This is a genomic window from Pantoea sp. X-Soil-YNGN-844 (assembly GCF_059730595.1).
This window is the reverse complement of sequence record NZ_AP036007.1, coordinates 388,466-404,979: the sequence shown is the minus strand read 5'-3', so window position 1 is coordinate 404,979 and position 16,514 is coordinate 388,466. Positions and strand designations below refer to the sequence as shown.

Annotated in this window: 13 protein-coding genes; 5 read left to right on the top strand and 8 right to left on the bottom strand. The window is 57.3% G+C overall.

Annotation, left to right across the window (positions count from 1 at the left end):
• Window positions 1-26: 26 nt before the first annotated feature.
• From AC6I8C_RS01745 to AC6I8C_RS01735, 3 genes are read right to left on the bottom strand one after another with little or no spacing between them, the layout of a single operon-like run.
• The gene (locus tag AC6I8C_RS01745; protein WP_497821440.1) at window positions 27-842 is read right to left on the bottom strand and encodes a carbohydrate ABC transporter permease; all 816 of its coding nucleotides are present in this window, start codon (window positions 840-842) and stop codon (window positions 27-29) included.
• Entirely contained in the window at window positions 842-1,714 is an 873-nt protein-coding gene (locus tag AC6I8C_RS01740; protein WP_013359841.1) for a carbohydrate ABC transporter permease, read from the bottom strand. The genes AC6I8C_RS01745 and AC6I8C_RS01740 overlap by 1 nt, the downstream gene beginning before the upstream one ends.
• Before the next feature lie 57 nt (window positions 1,715-1,771).
• Window positions 1,772-3,103, bottom strand: coding sequence for an extracellular solute-binding protein (locus tag AC6I8C_RS01735; protein ID WP_497821439.1), 1,332 nt, complete (start codon window positions 3,101-3,103; stop codon window positions 1,772-1,774).
• Between the two features lie 550 nt (window positions 3,104-3,653).
• Here AC6I8C_RS01735 and AC6I8C_RS01730 point away from each other — a divergent pair.
• On the top strand, window positions 3,654-4,253 hold the full coding sequence (locus AC6I8C_RS01730) for a GNAT family N-acetyltransferase (RefSeq protein ID WP_497821438.1): 600 nt from the start codon (window positions 3,654-3,656) through the stop codon (window positions 4,251-4,253).
• 12 nt (window positions 4,254-4,265) lie between these two features.
• A complete protein-coding gene (locus AC6I8C_RS01725; RefSeq protein WP_497821437.1) occupies window positions 4,266-5,357 on the top strand; it encodes an ABC transporter ATP-binding protein in 1,092 nt (363 codons plus the stop codon).
• A 57-nt stretch (window positions 5,358-5,414) separates the two neighbouring features.
• Here AC6I8C_RS01725 and AC6I8C_RS01720 read toward each other — a convergent pair whose 3' ends face one another.
• Complete coding sequence (locus AC6I8C_RS01720) at window positions 5,415-6,533, bottom strand: ROK family transcriptional regulator (RefSeq protein ID WP_497821436.1); 1,119 nt, start codon at window positions 6,531-6,533, stop codon at window positions 5,415-5,417.
• 40 nt (window positions 6,534-6,573) lie between these two features.
• On the bottom strand, window positions 6,574-7,458 hold the full coding sequence (locus AC6I8C_RS01715) for a glucosamine kinase nucleotide-binding domain-containing protein (protein WP_497821435.1): 885 nt from the start codon (window positions 7,456-7,458) through the stop codon (window positions 6,574-6,576).
• 269 nt (window positions 7,459-7,727) lie between these two features.
• Between AC6I8C_RS01715 and AC6I8C_RS01710 the strand changes: the two genes are divergently transcribed.
• Complete coding sequence (locus tag AC6I8C_RS01710; RefSeq protein ID WP_497821434.1) at window positions 7,728-8,885, top strand: Gfo/Idh/MocA family protein; 1,158 nt, start codon at window positions 7,728-7,730, stop codon at window positions 8,883-8,885.
• 353 nt (window positions 8,886-9,238) lie between these two features.
• Here the strand turns inward: AC6I8C_RS01710 and AC6I8C_RS01705 are convergent, their stop codons facing one another.
• Window positions 9,239-10,480 (bottom strand): MFS transporter, encoded by a 1,242-nt coding sequence (locus AC6I8C_RS01705; protein ID WP_497821433.1) that lies wholly within the window; start codon window positions 10,478-10,480, stop codon window positions 9,239-9,241.
• Between the two features lie 401 nt (window positions 10,481-10,881).
• Here AC6I8C_RS01705 and AC6I8C_RS01700 point away from each other — a divergent pair, with 401 nt between their 5' ends.
• The gene (locus AC6I8C_RS01700; protein WP_497821432.1) at window positions 10,882-11,481 is read left to right on the top strand and encodes a hypothetical protein; all 600 of its coding nucleotides are present in this window, start codon (window positions 10,882-10,884) and stop codon (window positions 11,479-11,481) included.
• Window positions 11,482-11,756: 275 nt separating this feature from the next.
• Complete coding sequence (locus AC6I8C_RS01695) at window positions 11,757-14,147, top strand: glucose/quinate/shikimate family membrane-bound PQQ-dependent dehydrogenase (protein WP_497821431.1); 2,391 nt, start codon at window positions 11,757-11,759, stop codon at window positions 14,145-14,147.
• Window positions 14,148-14,202: 55 nt separating this feature from the next.
• Here the strand turns inward: AC6I8C_RS01695 and AC6I8C_RS01690 are convergent, their stop codons facing one another.
• Together AC6I8C_RS01690 and AC6I8C_RS01685 are read right to left on the bottom strand one after the other, a co-directional pair.
• Window positions 14,203-15,408 carry an MFS transporter gene (locus AC6I8C_RS01690; RefSeq protein ID WP_497821430.1) on the bottom strand — a complete coding sequence of 402 codons (1,206 nt, stop codon included), beginning with the start codon at window positions 15,406-15,408 and terminating at the stop codon, window positions 14,203-14,205.
• A 110-nt stretch (window positions 15,409-15,518) separates the two neighbouring features.
• On the bottom strand, window positions 15,519-16,415 hold the full coding sequence (locus AC6I8C_RS01685; RefSeq protein WP_497821429.1) for a LysR family transcriptional regulator: 897 nt from the start codon (window positions 16,413-16,415) through the stop codon (window positions 15,519-15,521).
• Between the last annotated feature and the right edge of the window lie 99 nt (window positions 16,416-16,514).

The window sequence follows — 16,514 nt, the reverse complement described above, 5'->3', positions numbered from 1 at the left end:
CGCCGTTTCGTGCGGGACATCACGACTTACTTCACGGCCCCTTCGGTAACGCCGCTAATAAACTTGCGCTGGAAAATCAGGAACACCACGATCAGCGGCATAATCACAATCATCGCGCCCGCCATCAGCACCGGAATGTCGATGGTGTTTTTGTTCTGGAAAAACATCATGCCAATCGGCAGCGTGCGCAGCTCATCCTTGTTGACCAGAATCAGCGGGATCAGGAACTCATTCCAGGTCCAGATAAACAGCAGCAGTCCCAGCGTTGACAGAGTCGGCCAGATAGCGGGCACCAGAATGCCCCACAGAATTTTGACGCGTGACGCACCATCCATCACCGCCGCTTCTACCAGCTCTTTCGGCACCTGCTGAAACGCGCTGGCGATCATCAGCGTGGTAAAGGGCAGCGACAGGGCAATTTGTGGCAGGATCAGCGCCAGGTAGGTGTTGGTCAGCCCCATCCAGCGCAGCTCATGATAGAGCGGAATGATAAAGGCTTCACTCGGCAGCACCATCCCCAGCGCCAGCATCGCCCCGATGACTTTTTTACCGGGGATTTTCAGCCAGGCGAACCCGAACCCGGCCAGAATGCCGAGCAGCACGCTGAATAGCACCACCGGGATCACCACCAGCACGGAGTTCAGGAAGTAAACATTGAAGTGCCCCTGCTGCCAGGCGGTCACGTAGTTTTTGAAATTCAGCGAGGCGGGCAGCGTGAAAACACCCTGAAACAGCTCCATCTGGGTTTTAAACGAGGTCATCAGCGCCATCAGAAACGGCAGAATCGTCATCAGCGCCACGACCCAGATCAGCGCGCGTGAAATCACCGGCGTGCTTCGCATCAGTAACGCTCCTTTAAGGCCAGATGGATCAGGTAGTTAATCCCTAAAACAATGATCATGCTGAACACCGCGACTGACGAGGCGTAGCCGAAGTAGTGCAGGTCAAAGCCCTGCTTATACATAAAGATATTGGTGACCATAGTGGAGGTGCCCGGCCCGCCCTGCGTCATCACATAGACCAGGTCAAAGGCCTTCAGGCTGGCGATCACCGTCAGCAGCAGGGCAATCCGCAGTTCGGGCCGCAGGCCAGGCAGCGTAATGCGCATAAACTTCTGGCGACGCGATGAGCCATCCAGATCGGCGGCTTCCAGCAGAGAAGGATCCATGCGCTGCAGGCCCGCCATAAACAGCACCAGACAGAAGCCGAAGAAGTACCAGGTGGCGACCAGACCGACAGCGGGCAGCGCCCAGGTGAAATCACCCAGCCAGGAGAGCGCCAGCTGTGGCAAGCCGATCGCGCGTAATATCTGATCGATGGGGCCAAACGCCGGGTTATAGAGCCAGCGCCACACCACGCCCAGTACCGCCATCGGCATAATGTAGGGCAGGAAAAAGAGAATGCGCAGCACGCTGCGTTCGCTGTTGTTGCGCGTGTCATAGAGAAAGCTGCAGAGCAGCAGGCCGACGCCAATCGGCAACAGGGTATAGAACAGCATCAGGATGGCGTTGTTGCCCAGCGCAATCCAGAACACCGGATCGCTGAACATCCGCAGATAGTTGCTGATGCCGCTAAACACCGGCAGCGAGGTGCCGTCCCATTCGGTAAAACTGATGCCCAGCGAGGCCAGCAGCGGGAACAGCAGAAACACCGCATAGACCAGCACCGCAGGCAGAACATAGAGAAAATTACGCCAGCTGCTTAAATTCAACATAACCCTACTCGTGGTTCAGAACGATGCTCAGGCCCGGCTGTGCGCCGGGCCTCCGGCTTAATGCTTCAGGGTTTTCAGGTAACGCTGATAGTTGTTATCAAAATTCACCACCATCTGATCGGCAGTCTGACGACCCGCCAGCAGCAGCTGGACGTTCTGATTCAGCTCGGCATTCATGGTCGGCGTGGCCCAGTCTACATAGTGACCTAAGCCATCATAGTCATTGAGCGTCAGCCAGACCTGATACGCCTCTGCCAGCAGCGGATTATCCGCCGGCATTTTGGCCGCTTTGTTGGTGCTGGCCGGCAGGAAGCCCACTTTCAGCCAGCGGTTCGCCATGGCATCCGAGACCATATAGTTGATGAACTTTGCCGCGCCCTCCTGCTGATCTTTGCCTTTGGCGGTGCTGGTAATCGAGAACGCCAGATCGGTTCCGCCTACCATCAGTGGCTGCTTCACGCCGTCACCGGCAGGCATCGCAGCGAAGTGAATATCCTTGTTGTCTTTAAACTGGCCGAGATACCAGGTGCCACTGACCAGGAACGCCGCCTGGCCGTTCTGGAACAGCGTCGCCGCATCGTCGTGACCAATGCCCTGGAAACCCGGGAAGAAGTACCCTTTGTCGGTCCAGCTTTTCATCATGGTGGCGGCATTGACCAGCTTGCTGTCTTTGAATGTGCCACCCACATCGTAAATCAGATTATCCAGCGTCTTGCGGTCGTGGCTCTCAATCTGCGCCTGCCACAGGGTGCTGAGCAGCTGCTGGCCCATATTGCCATCGAGCAGGCCCAGCATCATCGGTGCGGTGCCCTGCTGTTTCAGTTTCACCATGGCACTTTCCAGCTCGGCCAGCGTTTTTGGCACCGCGATGCCCGCTTTATCCATCAGCGCTTTGTTGTAATAGAGGCCGACCATTTCGCCCAGGCTGGCGACGCCGTAAAGCTTGCCGCTGCCGAACTCGCCGCTGTCTGACCAGCGGTTACGTTTCAGAATCGAGTCCGGAAAGCGGGTGGTCCAGCCGTAGCTGGCGGCATAGCCGTCGAGTGGCAGCAGCAGCTTATCTTTAACCAGCGACCCCATATCACCGCCGCCCTGATTGACCTGGGCGATCTGCGGGCCATCACCGGCAGTCAGTGCCAGCTTCAGCGGAATACGGGTATCTTCAAAGGAGTGAACCGAACGGTTAATCACGATGCCGGGATTCTGCTGTGAGAACTCTTTAATCCCTTCATCCACCGCGGCAGTCTGCTCCGGGTAGTTGTAGATATCCCACTCATTCAGAGTAACAGCGGCGTGAGCGGCATGAGAAACGCTGCCCGCCAGCAGGCCCGCTGCCAGCAGCCGACCCACATTGCGAATTCGGAACGAACGAACGGAGGAAACAGACATTATGCTCACCTTCTTCAGACCAGGATCGGCATCCTTTCATCTCACCGCCTGACATCCTGCAGGCTGCAGCCGCACACAAATGCACTCACTCATACTTACTTTAATAGAAAAATAAAGTCAAACAGCCTGCATTGGGAATTGCAACGCTGTGAGCACGCGCAAATAAACAGCGACATAGCGCGAAATTCAGCACACCGCGCTGGCTCTCACACGATTAACCGTGGCGGCACGTCGCCAGCCGCTTTTTCTTCAGCAGGAGATACCTCTACGATAATCGCAAAATAACGTCCTGATAAAACATATGAAAATCCTATCACGCTCACACTTTTCTCTTTTGGACAGTCTTAAAACATCGGCCAGCCGCCGCGCTGCGGGCGTGTTGGCGATCACAGTTGTGCATCCTGACGCCGGTAAACGTTGCCGAACCGCCCATGTTAGTGCGATAAGGTAATTATTCTATCTTGAAAACTAAGTCCACTTTCATTAACGTAACTTTCATCTGCGGATCTGTTCAATCCCTGACCGGTTCCCTCACTCACGAGAATTCACCATGGCGAATCAAGGTGTCATTCGTCCGGCCACGCCGGCGGACTACCCGGCGCTCTACCGCATCTGCCTGGAAACAGCCGATGCGGGCGGCGATGCCCGCACGCTCTACTCCGATCCTGACTATCCCGGCCAGCGTTTTGCCGTCCCCTATGCGCGCTTCGCGCCTGACTTTGCTTTTGTGCTGGAGCGGGACGGTGAGGTGCAGGGGTATGTCGTTGCAACACCGGATACCCGCGCGTTCGAAGCACAGCTTCAGGCCGAATGGTGGCCGCAGCTGCAGGAGAAATATCGCGACCGCAGCGCCAGCGCCCCGCTCGACAGCAAGGTGCTCGACGCGATACGCCATCCCGATCAGGCGGCTGACCCCCTGGTGACGCAGTGGCCCGCGCATCTGCATATCAACCTGCTGCCGGCAGCACAGAAAGGCGGCTGGGGTCGCCGGATGATTGAGCATGAACTGGCGGCGCTGCGCGCTGCTGGTGTCAGCGGTGTCCATCTTGGCGTGAGCCTGCAGAACGAGCAGGTCTGTGCCTTCTATGCGCGCATGGGGTTTACCCCCATCCTGCGCAGCAATGCCATCTACATGGGCCAGTTACTCTGAGTGAGGTAGCCGATGACCAGCCTGCGCTTGCAGAATGTGAAGAAGTCGTATGAACACGTTAATGTCATTCATGGCATCGATCTGACCATCAACAGCGGTGAATTTGTGGTGTTTGTCGGGCCATCCGGCTGCGGTAAATCGACGCTATTGCGGATGATCGCCGGGCTGGAAGAGATCAGCAGCGGACAGTTGCTGATTGAGGAGCAGGACATGACGCAGCAGCCCGCCACCGAGCGCGGCATCGCGATGGTGTTTCAGTCTTATGCGCTCTACCCCAACATGACGGTGCGCGGCAATCTGGCCTATCCGCTGGAGGTGATGAAAAAGTCCAAAGCGGAGATCAATGAGGCGATCACGCAGACGGCAGCCCGTCTGCATCTCACCGAACTGCTCGATCGCCTGCCGCGCGCGCTTTCGGGCGGACAACGGCAGCGCGTGGCGATTGGCCGGGCGATTATCCGTCATCCGCGCATCTTCCTGTTCGATGAGCCACTCTCTAACCTCGATGCCGAGCTGCGTCTGCAGATGCGGATTGAGATCGCCCGGCTGCACGCCTCGCTCGGTAACACGATGATTTATGTGACCCACGATCAGCTGGAGGCGATGACGCTGGCTGACCGCATTGTGGTGCTGCGTCAGGGCCGCATTGAGCAGGTCGGCGCGCCGCTGACGCTCTATCACGACCCGGATAATCTGTTTGTCGCTGGCTTTATCGGCTCGCCAAAGATGAATTTCCTGCGGGCGGAGATCAGCGCCACCGGCGAAGGTGAAGTGCAATTGCGGGTGCCGGAACTGAAGATTGAGGGGCTGGTGCTGAAAATCGCCGCCGACTGCCGCGAGGGCCAGACCGTGACGCTGGGCATTCGTCCTGAGCATTTCCAGCCTGCCGCGCAGACGCCGCAGGCACAGCGCTTTCACGGCGAGCTGGCTTATGGCGAGATGCTGGGCCACACCAACTATATCTACCTGGATATCGGACGTGAACAGATGCTGGTGGTGGAAGAGCGCGAGGCGACTACGCGCGATCTGGGCACGCAGGTTGAACTGGGCTTTTCTGTCGCACACTGCCTGCTGTTTGATGAGCAGGGAATGCGCCTGCGCTAAGAGAAATGCAGAAACAAAAACGGGCGCCGCGGCGTCCGTTTTTATTCGAGGGTTAACTCAGGTGACCGGCTCTTCGTTGGCCTGCGCCGCCAGCAGATCCAGCAGCCGGTTGACGGCAAAACCCGCCGCGCCCAGCGCCCACATCCGGTTCGATTCCGTCAGGAACTGCAACGGCGTCATGTGCGGCGTCAGTTTGAGCCGGTAAGCCTGGAAGCTCTGGGTGATGTGATCGAGCAGAATGCGTGAGGCCATGTGCGGCTCCATCGCCAGATAAACCACATCCGGGTCGTAGGCCACAGACAGGTTCGCCAGCGAAATCCCCAGCTCGCGCCCCGCCTCTTCCAGCACCGCCAGCACCTCAGGCGTGGGCCGCTGGTCCAGCGCTTGCAGCGTGAGGCTCTCCACCGGTTCCTGCTCCGCCAGCTGCTGCAGAATGGCGCGCGATGAGGCGACATCCTCCAGCAGACGCAGCGAGCCGTCGCCCACCAGCCCGTTGCCAATCTCCCCTGCCTTGCCGTGACGACCGCGGTAGAGCTGACGATTCAGGATGATGCCCGCCCCGATCCCTTTGCCGTAGGTCGCGATCACCGCCGACTGGGCGTTGCCGAGCTGACCAAACACCAGCGCCGCCATTGCCATAGCGTTGGCGTCGTTCTCGATAAAGACCGGCAGCGAGAAGCGTTCTTCCAGCAGGCGTGCAATCGGGACGTTATCCCAGTCGAGCACTTTAGAGCGGATGCAGTAGCCATTTTCGGCATCGACCAGGCCCGACAGCGCCAGGCCTATCGCCCCGACCCGCCTCTCCTCCACGCCGCGCAGGAACTTCGCCAGCGCATCGCCCAGCTGGCGCGGTGTCAGCGTACCTTTCGGCATCTGCTGTTCGCCCAGCAGGTTGCCGCTGAGATCGGTCATGACGATCAGGTTACGTTCCGCATTGAGCTGAATGCCAATCACGCTGGCGCGATCGGGATTGAGGCCCAGCAGAGTTTTTGGCCGCCCCATCGACACGCGACGCAGCCCCAGCTCCTGCACAATCTCCTGCGCCAGCAGCCGATTAGTGGCCTGCGACACGGTCGACATGCTCAGTCCGCTACGAACTTTCAGGTCTGACTGGCTGATCGGCGCATTTTCAACAATCAACCGCAGAATGCGCGCGGTTACGTTGGGAGCGGTCATAAATTCCTCGGGTTATCTGGCTGAGAAAGCTCAGCCAGTTTCAGATCGGTAATCGGACAGAGGTCAGCTGCTGCGCCAGTATCAGCGCCCCGCTCAGGGCATCGCCCTGTGGCGTCACCAGCCGGGCCTGGATATCGTCGTCCAGCCAGCGCTGAATTGGCGTCGCCAGGCCACCCATCAGCGCCACCCGTCCGCTGCTCAGCGCAATCAGACGGCGTACCATCATGCCGATATCGGCGGCGGTCTGATGCAGCAGATCCTGTGCGTGACGATCGCCCGCGTCGGCGGCTGCGAAAATCTGTGGCACCACGCGCGCCCAGTCAGCTGGCGTCGCGGAGCGCGTCCAGAGCAGCATCGTTTCCGGGCTGTCACCGAACTGTGCCATCAGCTGCCGGGAAAAGGCGGTCGGCGGGATAATCGCCTCATGGGCCAGCAGCGCCAGACGCAGCGCACGGCGGCCCAGTTCCGCACCCGATCCCTGATCGGACAGGGCAAAGCCCCAGCCGCCAAGCAGCGTAAAGCGTTCGCCATCCCAGGCCGCGCCCTGACTGCCGGTGCCGATGATAAAGACGGCGCCAGGAGCGCCAGCATGCGCGCCCGCACAGGCGATCTCCACATCACTGACCACCTGTAACGCGGCGCAGGCGGGCTGCCAGCTGGCGAGCCGCGCCTGCACCGAAGCGACATTGGCACCCGCTAATCCGGCCACCAGCGTAGTCTGCGCCAGCGCCTCCGGCGCTAATCCCGCCAGTGACAATACCTGGTCAATCAGCTGTCCGGCGCAGGTCAGCGCCGCGTCATAGTCTGACCAGACGTTGGCAGGCCCGCCGGTGGCTTCCGCCAGCACGCGGCCCTGCAGATCGGTTAACCGCGCGCGACACTGTGTACCGCCGCCATCAATGCCAAGAAGATAGTGTGGTTGCACGCGCTTCCTTCCCGATTTTGGGTTATAGCCATAATGAGCGAACGATAGGATAAAAAAACTTAAATCGCAATAACAAATAAATATGGCAAAAATATATTGACGTTTTTTGTTTATTTTACATTAAGATAACAAAATGTACGCCGCAAAACGCGCAGCGTGTTATTGACATTAGTTTTTCTGTCGTAATAAGTTGGTGGTCAGATTATCAACAGGCGCGCCCGATCACAGGCGGGCTATGCATTATCCGATTTCAGGAGCAGGGGTTTAACATGAAAGTAGGCATTATCGGTCTCGGCTTTCGTCTGTCCCACGTGATCAAAGAGTTCAGCAACGCCGACGACGCCTTCTCGGTAGTGGGGTATTACGATCCGGCCCCGGCCGGACTGCCTAATCTGCACAGCTTTGGTATCGCGCCCGGCCAGGCCTTTGCATCCATCGACGCGCTGCTGGAACACGGCGGCATGGATGTGGTGCTGGTTGGTTCCCCCAACTTCCTGCATCTGGAGCATGTAGGTCAGGCGCTGGCGGCGGGCTACACCGTATTTACCGAAAAGCCGGTAGTGATCAATGAAGCGCAGACCATGGAGATGGCGAAGCTGGTGCGTCAGTATGGCGAGGCACGCATTCTGGTCGGCCTGGTGCTGCGCTACTCCCCGCTCTATCACGATCTGCTGGCGGCACGCGATGCCGGGCAATTAGGTGAAATCACCTCGATTGAGGCGACAGAACATATCAAGCCTTACCACGGCGCCTTCTTCCAGCGCGACTGGCGGCGTCTGGAGAAGTATGCCGGCCCTTACATTCTGGAGAAGTGCTGCCACGACATCGACCTCTATCAGGGCCTGTTACAGCAGCGTCCGATCCGCGTTGCCAGCTTTGGTGGCCGTAAATCCTTTACGCCTGCTCATGCGCCGCAGGGGGCGATCACCGCTGAGTCAGCGCTCTATCACGAGAAGCCCAGCGGCTGGTCAGGCACCGATGCGGTCTTCGACAGCGACGCCGATATAGTCGACTACCAGACCGCCCTGATTGAGTACGAAGGCGGGGCGACGCTCGCCTTCCACGCCAACCTGAACGTGCCGGATGAGTTCCGCCGTTTCTGCGTCATGGGCACCGACGGCATGGCCGAGGGCGACTTCGTACGAAACTACTTCCGCGTACACAACGCACGCAGCGGTGAGAAAGAGGTCGACACCGCCTACAGCGGCAATGCGTATGATGGCCACTACGGCGCAGATGCGCTGATGGCAGAAGAGATCGTTAAACATATTAAACAGGGAACACCGCTGAAAGTTTCAGTTGTGGACGCGCTGGAAGCGGGCCTCACCGCCATAAAAATCGATGAGGCGCGCAAAACCCGCAGCGTAGTGGACATGCGTGAAAGCTGGCTAACATTTGACGCCAACCTGGGAAAAACCGGGGCCTGATGGTCCCAGCCTGCGGGTCAGACTCCCCCTCTGACTCCGGGTTTTGAATGGCAGTATGACTGGTAACTTCCTGTACTGGCCTTCGGGCCAGTTACATTATTGATGTTGATCGCCACCTTAATAGCTCTTCCCAAATCTCAAACACCACTCTGAAGGTTCAGGCCGCTTACATTCTTAAGGCGATGGGAGCATACGCCTGTAGCAAAGCATAGCGGGCCAGGGATGGCCCGCGCTGAGCTTGCCAGGGATGGCGTTTTTGCGTCTTTGCGAAAGGCGTATGTTCCCTGAGCGCGCACCGTAGCCCATAACCACACAAATCCCCTCAGCCAATCCAATCAGCCCCAACACCACTCCTAAACCGGATCCCCCTCATTCTCCAGCTTCTGACGCCGCCGAAGATGCGGAAACAGCTTCATCCACAACGCCACCACAATCAGCGTACCGATGCCGCCAATTGCTGCCGCGGGTGCCGCTCCCATCCAGGCTGCCAGCAATCCCGACTCAAACTCGCCCAGCTGATTCGACGTATTGATAAAAATAGCGTTAACCGCATTCACCCGTCCGCGCATGGCATCCGGCGTATCCAGCTGCACCAGCGCACCCCGGATCACCATACTCACCATATCAAAGCCGCCCAGCGCACAGAGCGCAATCAGCGACAGCCACAGCTGCGTGGACAGCGCGAATACCAGCGTGGCCACGCCAAAGCCCGCTACTGAGCCAAACATAATCATCCCGACATGCTTGTCCAGCTTGTGACGGCTCAGCCAGATGCCCACCAGCAATGCGCCTACCGAGGGCGCACCGCGCAGCATCCCTAACCCCCACGGCCCGGTATGCAGAATATCTTTGGCAAAAATCGGCAGCAGTGCCGTTGCGCCACCGAGCAGCACCGCAAACAGATCGAGCGAAATCACCCCAAGCACATCTTTGCGCTCACGGATAAAGTGAATCCCGGCAAACAGATTCTTCATATTCATCGGCAGACGGGTCTGCACCGGACGCTCATAACGCAGCAGACTCACCAGCGTCAGCGAAATCAGATAAAACAGCCCGGAAACGCCATACACAACATGCGGCCCGGCAACATACAGCAAGCCGCCCATCGTCGGCCCGACAATCACCGCCGCCTGGCCCCCTACCGAGTTCATCGCCATCGCGCGCGCCAGAATCGAGGGCGGCACCAGCGACGGCAACATTGAGGACATCGCGGGCCACTCCAGCGCCTTCGCCACCGCAATCATAAACACCAGCCCCCACAGCGCAGTCTTATCGGCGGTATGCAATAAGGTAAGCACCACTAATGCCACCAGTGCAGCAAATTCCACCAGTTGCCCCAGCAGCACAATGCGCCGCCGGTCATATTGATCCGCAAGATGACCGGCAGGTAGCGCCAGCAATACCGACGGAAGAAACTGCATCAGGCCAATCATCCCTAACGCCATTGCGCTGTTGGTCAGCGCATAGATCTGCCAGCTGATTGCCACCGAGAACATCTGAAAACCAAATGATGAGCAGGTACGCGCCAGCCAGAACGCGACAAATGTCCGATGTCGCCACAGCGATTCTTCCGCTGTTGATGCCATAAATCCCATGTCTTATCCCAAATCAGGTGAGGAAGCCCGCATCGTTGCGCGGTGTTATTGGTGTGGTGATTGATGATGTTAAATTAACAGACCGGATGAGACCTGAATGGCTGCGGCTCCAGCCCTGGCTCTCTGCCCAACAAAACGCATACCTGTCCGGCACAGGCACGTCCGACCTCTCCTGACTATTACCAGCCTATTGGTCCCGACTATTGAATATATTCCAGCATATCATCAGACGCCAAAGGAATTATGATCGTTTTGCTAATGAGTTTATTTACCTTCTCAGGTAATAAAAGGATGATTTGCATTAAAGAGATGATCTATATTTATTCACGCGTTTAAAAAAATGCGACTTTTTATATGATTAATTATCAACAAATCCTTTTTTATTGCATTTCATAGAGATAATGAGAAACAGTTTATATAACCCCTATGTTACTGAACCTATCCATCACGTTAGGCGTAATGTCTCTGGCATTTGCTATAGCGTGCCTTATCTTCAACAAAACCAGGAAATCGGCAATACACTTAATACAAACAACATTATTTCATTGCACAATCAAATCGCCACTGAAGCAGCATTAATGATTATTCCAATCGATGATATGCGATTACGGGGAATGATTGCTGTACCGGATGCTTATTCACATTTACAGAATGCGCGTATCCGGATTGGAATCAATTATTCCAGTTTAGCGGCACACTATGCGCCACTACTTGAATTAACTAAGAAATTTGATTTCTGGCTTTATGATTTTGCGCCGCCGGGAGCAGACTGGCGACTACTGGAATCTTTTCCTTTTTCAGGGATTGTTTTAAACGAAGCGTTCTTTAATGACAATTATGAAAAATTTACCTTTCCCTTTTTCATGGCGACATTTCGTGAAAAAGGGGCAGAGGTCATCGTACGAAGTCATACGCCGACTTTAACGGCTGAGCAGTTTGCTGAGATAAATATCAGCGGCTGGCAACAGCAACGCTCGGACGGCGATCTTATTAGCTGCTGATTCACAAATCCTGCCTTCCGGCGTTAAGGGCACACGGCGGTGCGCTTAACGTCCTTTAATCCCCCATAAAATGTCGTATTATTCCGGTTGTTAAGCGATTTAAGCCAAAAAAATCAAATCTCGATCTGATTTTGCTATAACATTTAACACAAAGGGATCGTCTGTCTTAACGGAAGAGATACTTCAGAACACCCTAATCATTTGTACTTGATAACTGGAAACAGCCTATCTGGTTGTTTTCGTGTGTTTTATGGCAACGAAACGAGGTCGATATTATGGGGAAAAACTCCTCATCATTTGGCGTAATTCGTTTCCTGACAGTGCTGTTCGCAGTACTGACGGGCGCGTTTATGCTGATTGGCGGTGGCTGGTTAGCCGCCATTGGTGGTTCCTGGTATTACGTTTTCGGCGGTGTGGTGATGCTTATCACCGCTTATCTGCTTTCCCGTCGTAAAAGCACCGCGCTGGTTCTCTATGCGCTGCTGTTGATCGCCACCCTGATCTGGGGTGTATGGGAAGTGGGTACGGACTTCTGGGCACTGGCACCGCGCACCGATGTGCTGGTGATCTTTGGTGTCTGGCTGATCCTGCCGTTTGTTTATCGCAGTGTTAACGCGGGCAGTAAAGCCGCGCTAGGTACGATGGCTGTGGCGCTGGTTGCCAGTGCTATCGTGCTGGCCTATGCGGTGTTTAACGACCCGCAGGTGATAAACGGTTCAGTGCCAGAAACCGCTGACAACGCCCCGCAGGCTGCGCCGCTGAGCAACATCCCGGATGCTGACTGGCCCGCTTATGCGCGCGATCAGCAGGGAACTCGTTTCTCGCCGCTGAAGCAGATCAATCACCAGAACGTGAAAGAGTTGCAGGTTGCCTGGCAGTTCCAGACGGGCGACATGAAAACCCCTAACGATCCGGGTGAAATCACCGACGAAGTTACCCCGATTAAAATCCGCGATACGCTTTACCTCTGCTCGCCACACCAGATCCTGTTTGCGCTGGATGCGGCCACCGGTAAGCAGAAGTGGAAATTTGATCCGGGCATGAAGGTTAACCCAACCTTCCAGCACGTGACCTGCCGTGGAGTTTCTTATCACGAAGTACCGGCAGCCGCCGATGCGGCAAACACACAGCCTGCGCTTTGCTCACGTCGTATCTATCTGCCTGTCAACGATGGCCGTCTGTTTGCGCTGGACGCAGAGACCGGCGAACGTTGCCCGTCATTTGGCGTTAACGGTGAGCTGGATCTGCAGCACAAACAGCCTGTTACCACTGCGGGTATGTATGAGCCGACCTCTCCACCAGTCATTACCAACACCACCATCGTCATGGCCGGTGCAGTAACCGATAACTTCTCAACCCGCGAGCCGTCAGGCGTGATTCGTGGTTTTGATGTGAATACCGGCAAACTGCTGTGGGTGTTTGATCCAGGCGCGAAAGACCCGAATGCCATTCCGGCTGATGAACACACCTTTACCATGAATTCACCGAACTCATGGGCACCGGCCGTTTACGATCCGAAACTGGATACCGTTTATCTGCCAATGGGTGTGACCACACCGGATATCTGGGGCGGTAACCGCACACCAGAGCAGGAGCGTTATGCGAGCAGCGTGCTGGCTCTGAACGCCACCACCGGTAAGCTGGTCTGGTCATATCAGACCGTTCATCACGACCTGTGGGATATGGATCTGCCGTCGCAGCCAACGCTGGCTGACATCACCGATAAAGATGGCAACACCGTACCGGTGGTTTATGCGCCAGCGAAAACCGGCAACATCTTTGTCCTGGATCGCCGTACCGGCAAGCCAGTGGTCCCTGCGCCAGAAACGCCAGTGCCACAGGGTGCTGCCAAAGGCGACCACGTTGCCGCCACTCAGCCCTACTCTGAGCTGACCTTCCGTCCGAAGCAGAACCTGACGGACAAGGATATGTGGGGCGCAACGATGTTTGACCAGCTGGTGTGCCGCGTGATCTTCAAGCGCCTGAGCTATGAAGGTCCGTTCACTCCGCCATCTGAGCAGGGTACGCTGGTGTTCCCGGGTAACCTCGGTATGTTCGAATGGGGTGGTATTGCCGTCGATCCACATCGTCAGATTGCGATTGCTAACCCAATGGCGCTGCCGTTTGTCTCGAAGCTGGTTCCACGTGGCCCGGGCAACCCGATTGAGCCGCCGAAAGGCGCAGAGGGTGGTTCAGGTACGGAAACCGGTATTCAGCCACAGTATGGCGTGCCGTATGGCGTCGAGCTGAATCCGTTCCTGTCACCGTTTGGTCTGCCATGTAAACAGCCTGCCTGGGGTTACATCTCCGCGGTGGATCTGAAGACCAACGACGTGGTCTGGAAACAGCGTATCGGTACCGTTCGCGATAGCGCACCGGTTCCGTTGCCGTTCAAAATGGGTATGCCGATGCTGGGTGGTCCTATCACCACTGCCGGTAAGGTGTTCTTCATTGGTGCGACAGCAGATAACTACCTGCGTGCGTTCAGCACCGATACCGGCGAGCTGTTATGGCAGGCGCGTCTGCCAGCAGGCGGCCAGGCGACCCCAATGACCTATGAAGTGAATGGCAAGCAGTACGTTGTCATCGCAGCAGGCGGTCACGGTTCGTTTGGTACTAAGCTGGGCGATTATGTGATTGCCTACGCCCTGCCAGACCAGAAGTAATTCACGACGCTGTGAATAAACTAAGGCGGACTCCGGTCCGCCTTTTTTGATCGCGTTATTTACGCATCCCGCGCCAGTTGAGCCAGGCGCAAAACAGCATCACTGCGCAGGTCGCCAGAAACACTGGCCGCATCCCGAATGTCCCACCCACCAGTCCACCAAAAAGCGGACCGCTGACCTGGCCGATATACTGCGCCGACGTCGAATACCCCAGCATCCGCCCGACCTGTGAACCCGGCACGTTATGGCGGATTATCGCCGTAATGCACGGCATCAATCCGCCCAGCGCCATCCCCATCAGAAAACGCAGCAGCACCAGTTGCCAGGCCGCTGTGATAAACGCCTGGGGAATCAGCAGCAGTCCGCTGACCACTAATCCGCCGGTCAGAACCCGCCAGTGCCCTACCCGATCGGCCAGACGACCCAGCCGGGGTGCCGCCAGCACCGTACCCAGCGCCGCCGCAGACATCACCAGTCCGGCGATCATCGTGATTTGATGGTCGCCCTGCACGAACTCGCCCACGTAGAGCGTGATGATCGGCTCAATCGACATGCTGGCGAAGATCAGCAACATGCCAGAGAGCCACATCAGCCGCACCAGGGTGTGATTCACCGGCTTGCCTGCGGACTGCGCTTGCTGGCTGGCACGCGACCACGCGGCAGCACGCGGCTGCTCTTTAAGTAAAAAGGTGGTGGCGAGGAAGGCGAGAAAGATTACCGCCCCGGTCAGCCAGAACGTCTGACGGATGCCGATCAGCGGTGGTAACACTCCACCCAGCAGCGGCCCGACCACGTTGCCCGCCATAATGCCGGAGGACAATACGCCCAGCGCCCAGCCCGTCTGCGCTTTTGGCGTCTGCGCCGCCACCAGAATGGTCGATCCCGATGCGTAGCCACCCAGCAGCCCGGCCAGCAACCGCAGCGCCACCAGCTGCCACGGCGCGGTCGCCATGCCAATCAGCGACATCGCAATCGCCATTCCCAGGCTGGCCCGGATCAGCATCAGCTTACGACCATAGCGGTCAGCTAGCCTGCCCCACAGCGGCGCAGTCAGCGCGGCGCTGAAAAAGGTCGCGCCATAGGCCAGCCCGGACCAGCGGGCAATAGCGGCGGGTTGCTCAACGCCGAGTTGCTGCACATAGAGCGGCAGAAACGGCAGCAGCAGCGTCATCGCCACGATGGTGGTAAAAGAGCCGACGACGCAGACCGCTAAGTTACGTCGCCAGTGCTGAAACTCTGCCGTTTCAGGTGACTGTTGCATGGGGATATCCGTTGAATGATCAGGGATACAGGCTAACCGGAGTCGCAGAGTAACAACAGTCGTGGCGGAATAGTTACTCTGTGGCGCTGATTGTTGTCAGCAGGCAACAGTCAGCCCGGATTGAGCGCCGTAATCAGGGCATCGCACAGCAGTGTCACCGGCGACGCCGGTTCAGGCGTGTTGTGCAGCAGCAGATAGCTTTGCAGACGATCCATCTGCCACTCCGGCAGCAGTTGCTGAATATCACCGCGTGCCATCGCCTCCTGCGCCATGTAGGAGGGAAGATAAGCGATGCCGCTGCCTGCCAGTGCGGCATTGAGCAGCGCCATACTGTTATTGGCGCGAAAGCGGCTGCGCACGTCTAGTGCCAGCCGCTGTTTATCACGGCGGAATGGCAGCGCAGCGGTGTGCGCCGGACCGTGAAACATCAGCAGGTCATGGCGCGGCAGCATCTCAGGATGCGTAATGGCGGGTCGCTGCGCCAGGTAAGCCGGCGCGGCATAGAGTCCCCACTCGATATCGCTCAGCACCCGGAAATTGCCCTGCTGCGGCGAGCGGGATCGGATCACAATCGCCAGATCCACCTGATCGTCCAGCCGATCGTAATTGCGATCGGTCAGATCGAGATCGACGTTGATATGCAGATGGCGGCGCAGGAAACGATTGAGAACGGGAACCACGCACTGGCAGCCAAAGGTGACGGGCGCCTGCAGCCTGACATGCCCAGTGGGCTGCTGATGCACCTGCTGCACAAACGCCTCGGCACGCTGCACTTCAGCCAGCATCCGCACACAGTAGGGATAATAAGCCTGGCCTAGCTCAGTCAGTGCCAGCCGCCGGGTGGTGCGCTGTAGCAACCGGATACCGAGCCGCAGCTCCAGACGGGCAATTTCCCGGCTGACGTGAGATTTGGACAGGCCAAGCGCGCGTGCCGCCTCGCTGAAACTCTGTAATTCCACAACCCGTGCAAATACCAGCATGGCGGTTAAGTTCGCGCCATTTTCCATGTTTCCCGACTCCAGCAGTAAAAGGGGCTGGCAACAAACTAACACGTTCGGTCGGGTTCACTGTGGCTGACGGGCAAAAAAGGCGAGGCGAAGTTCAGG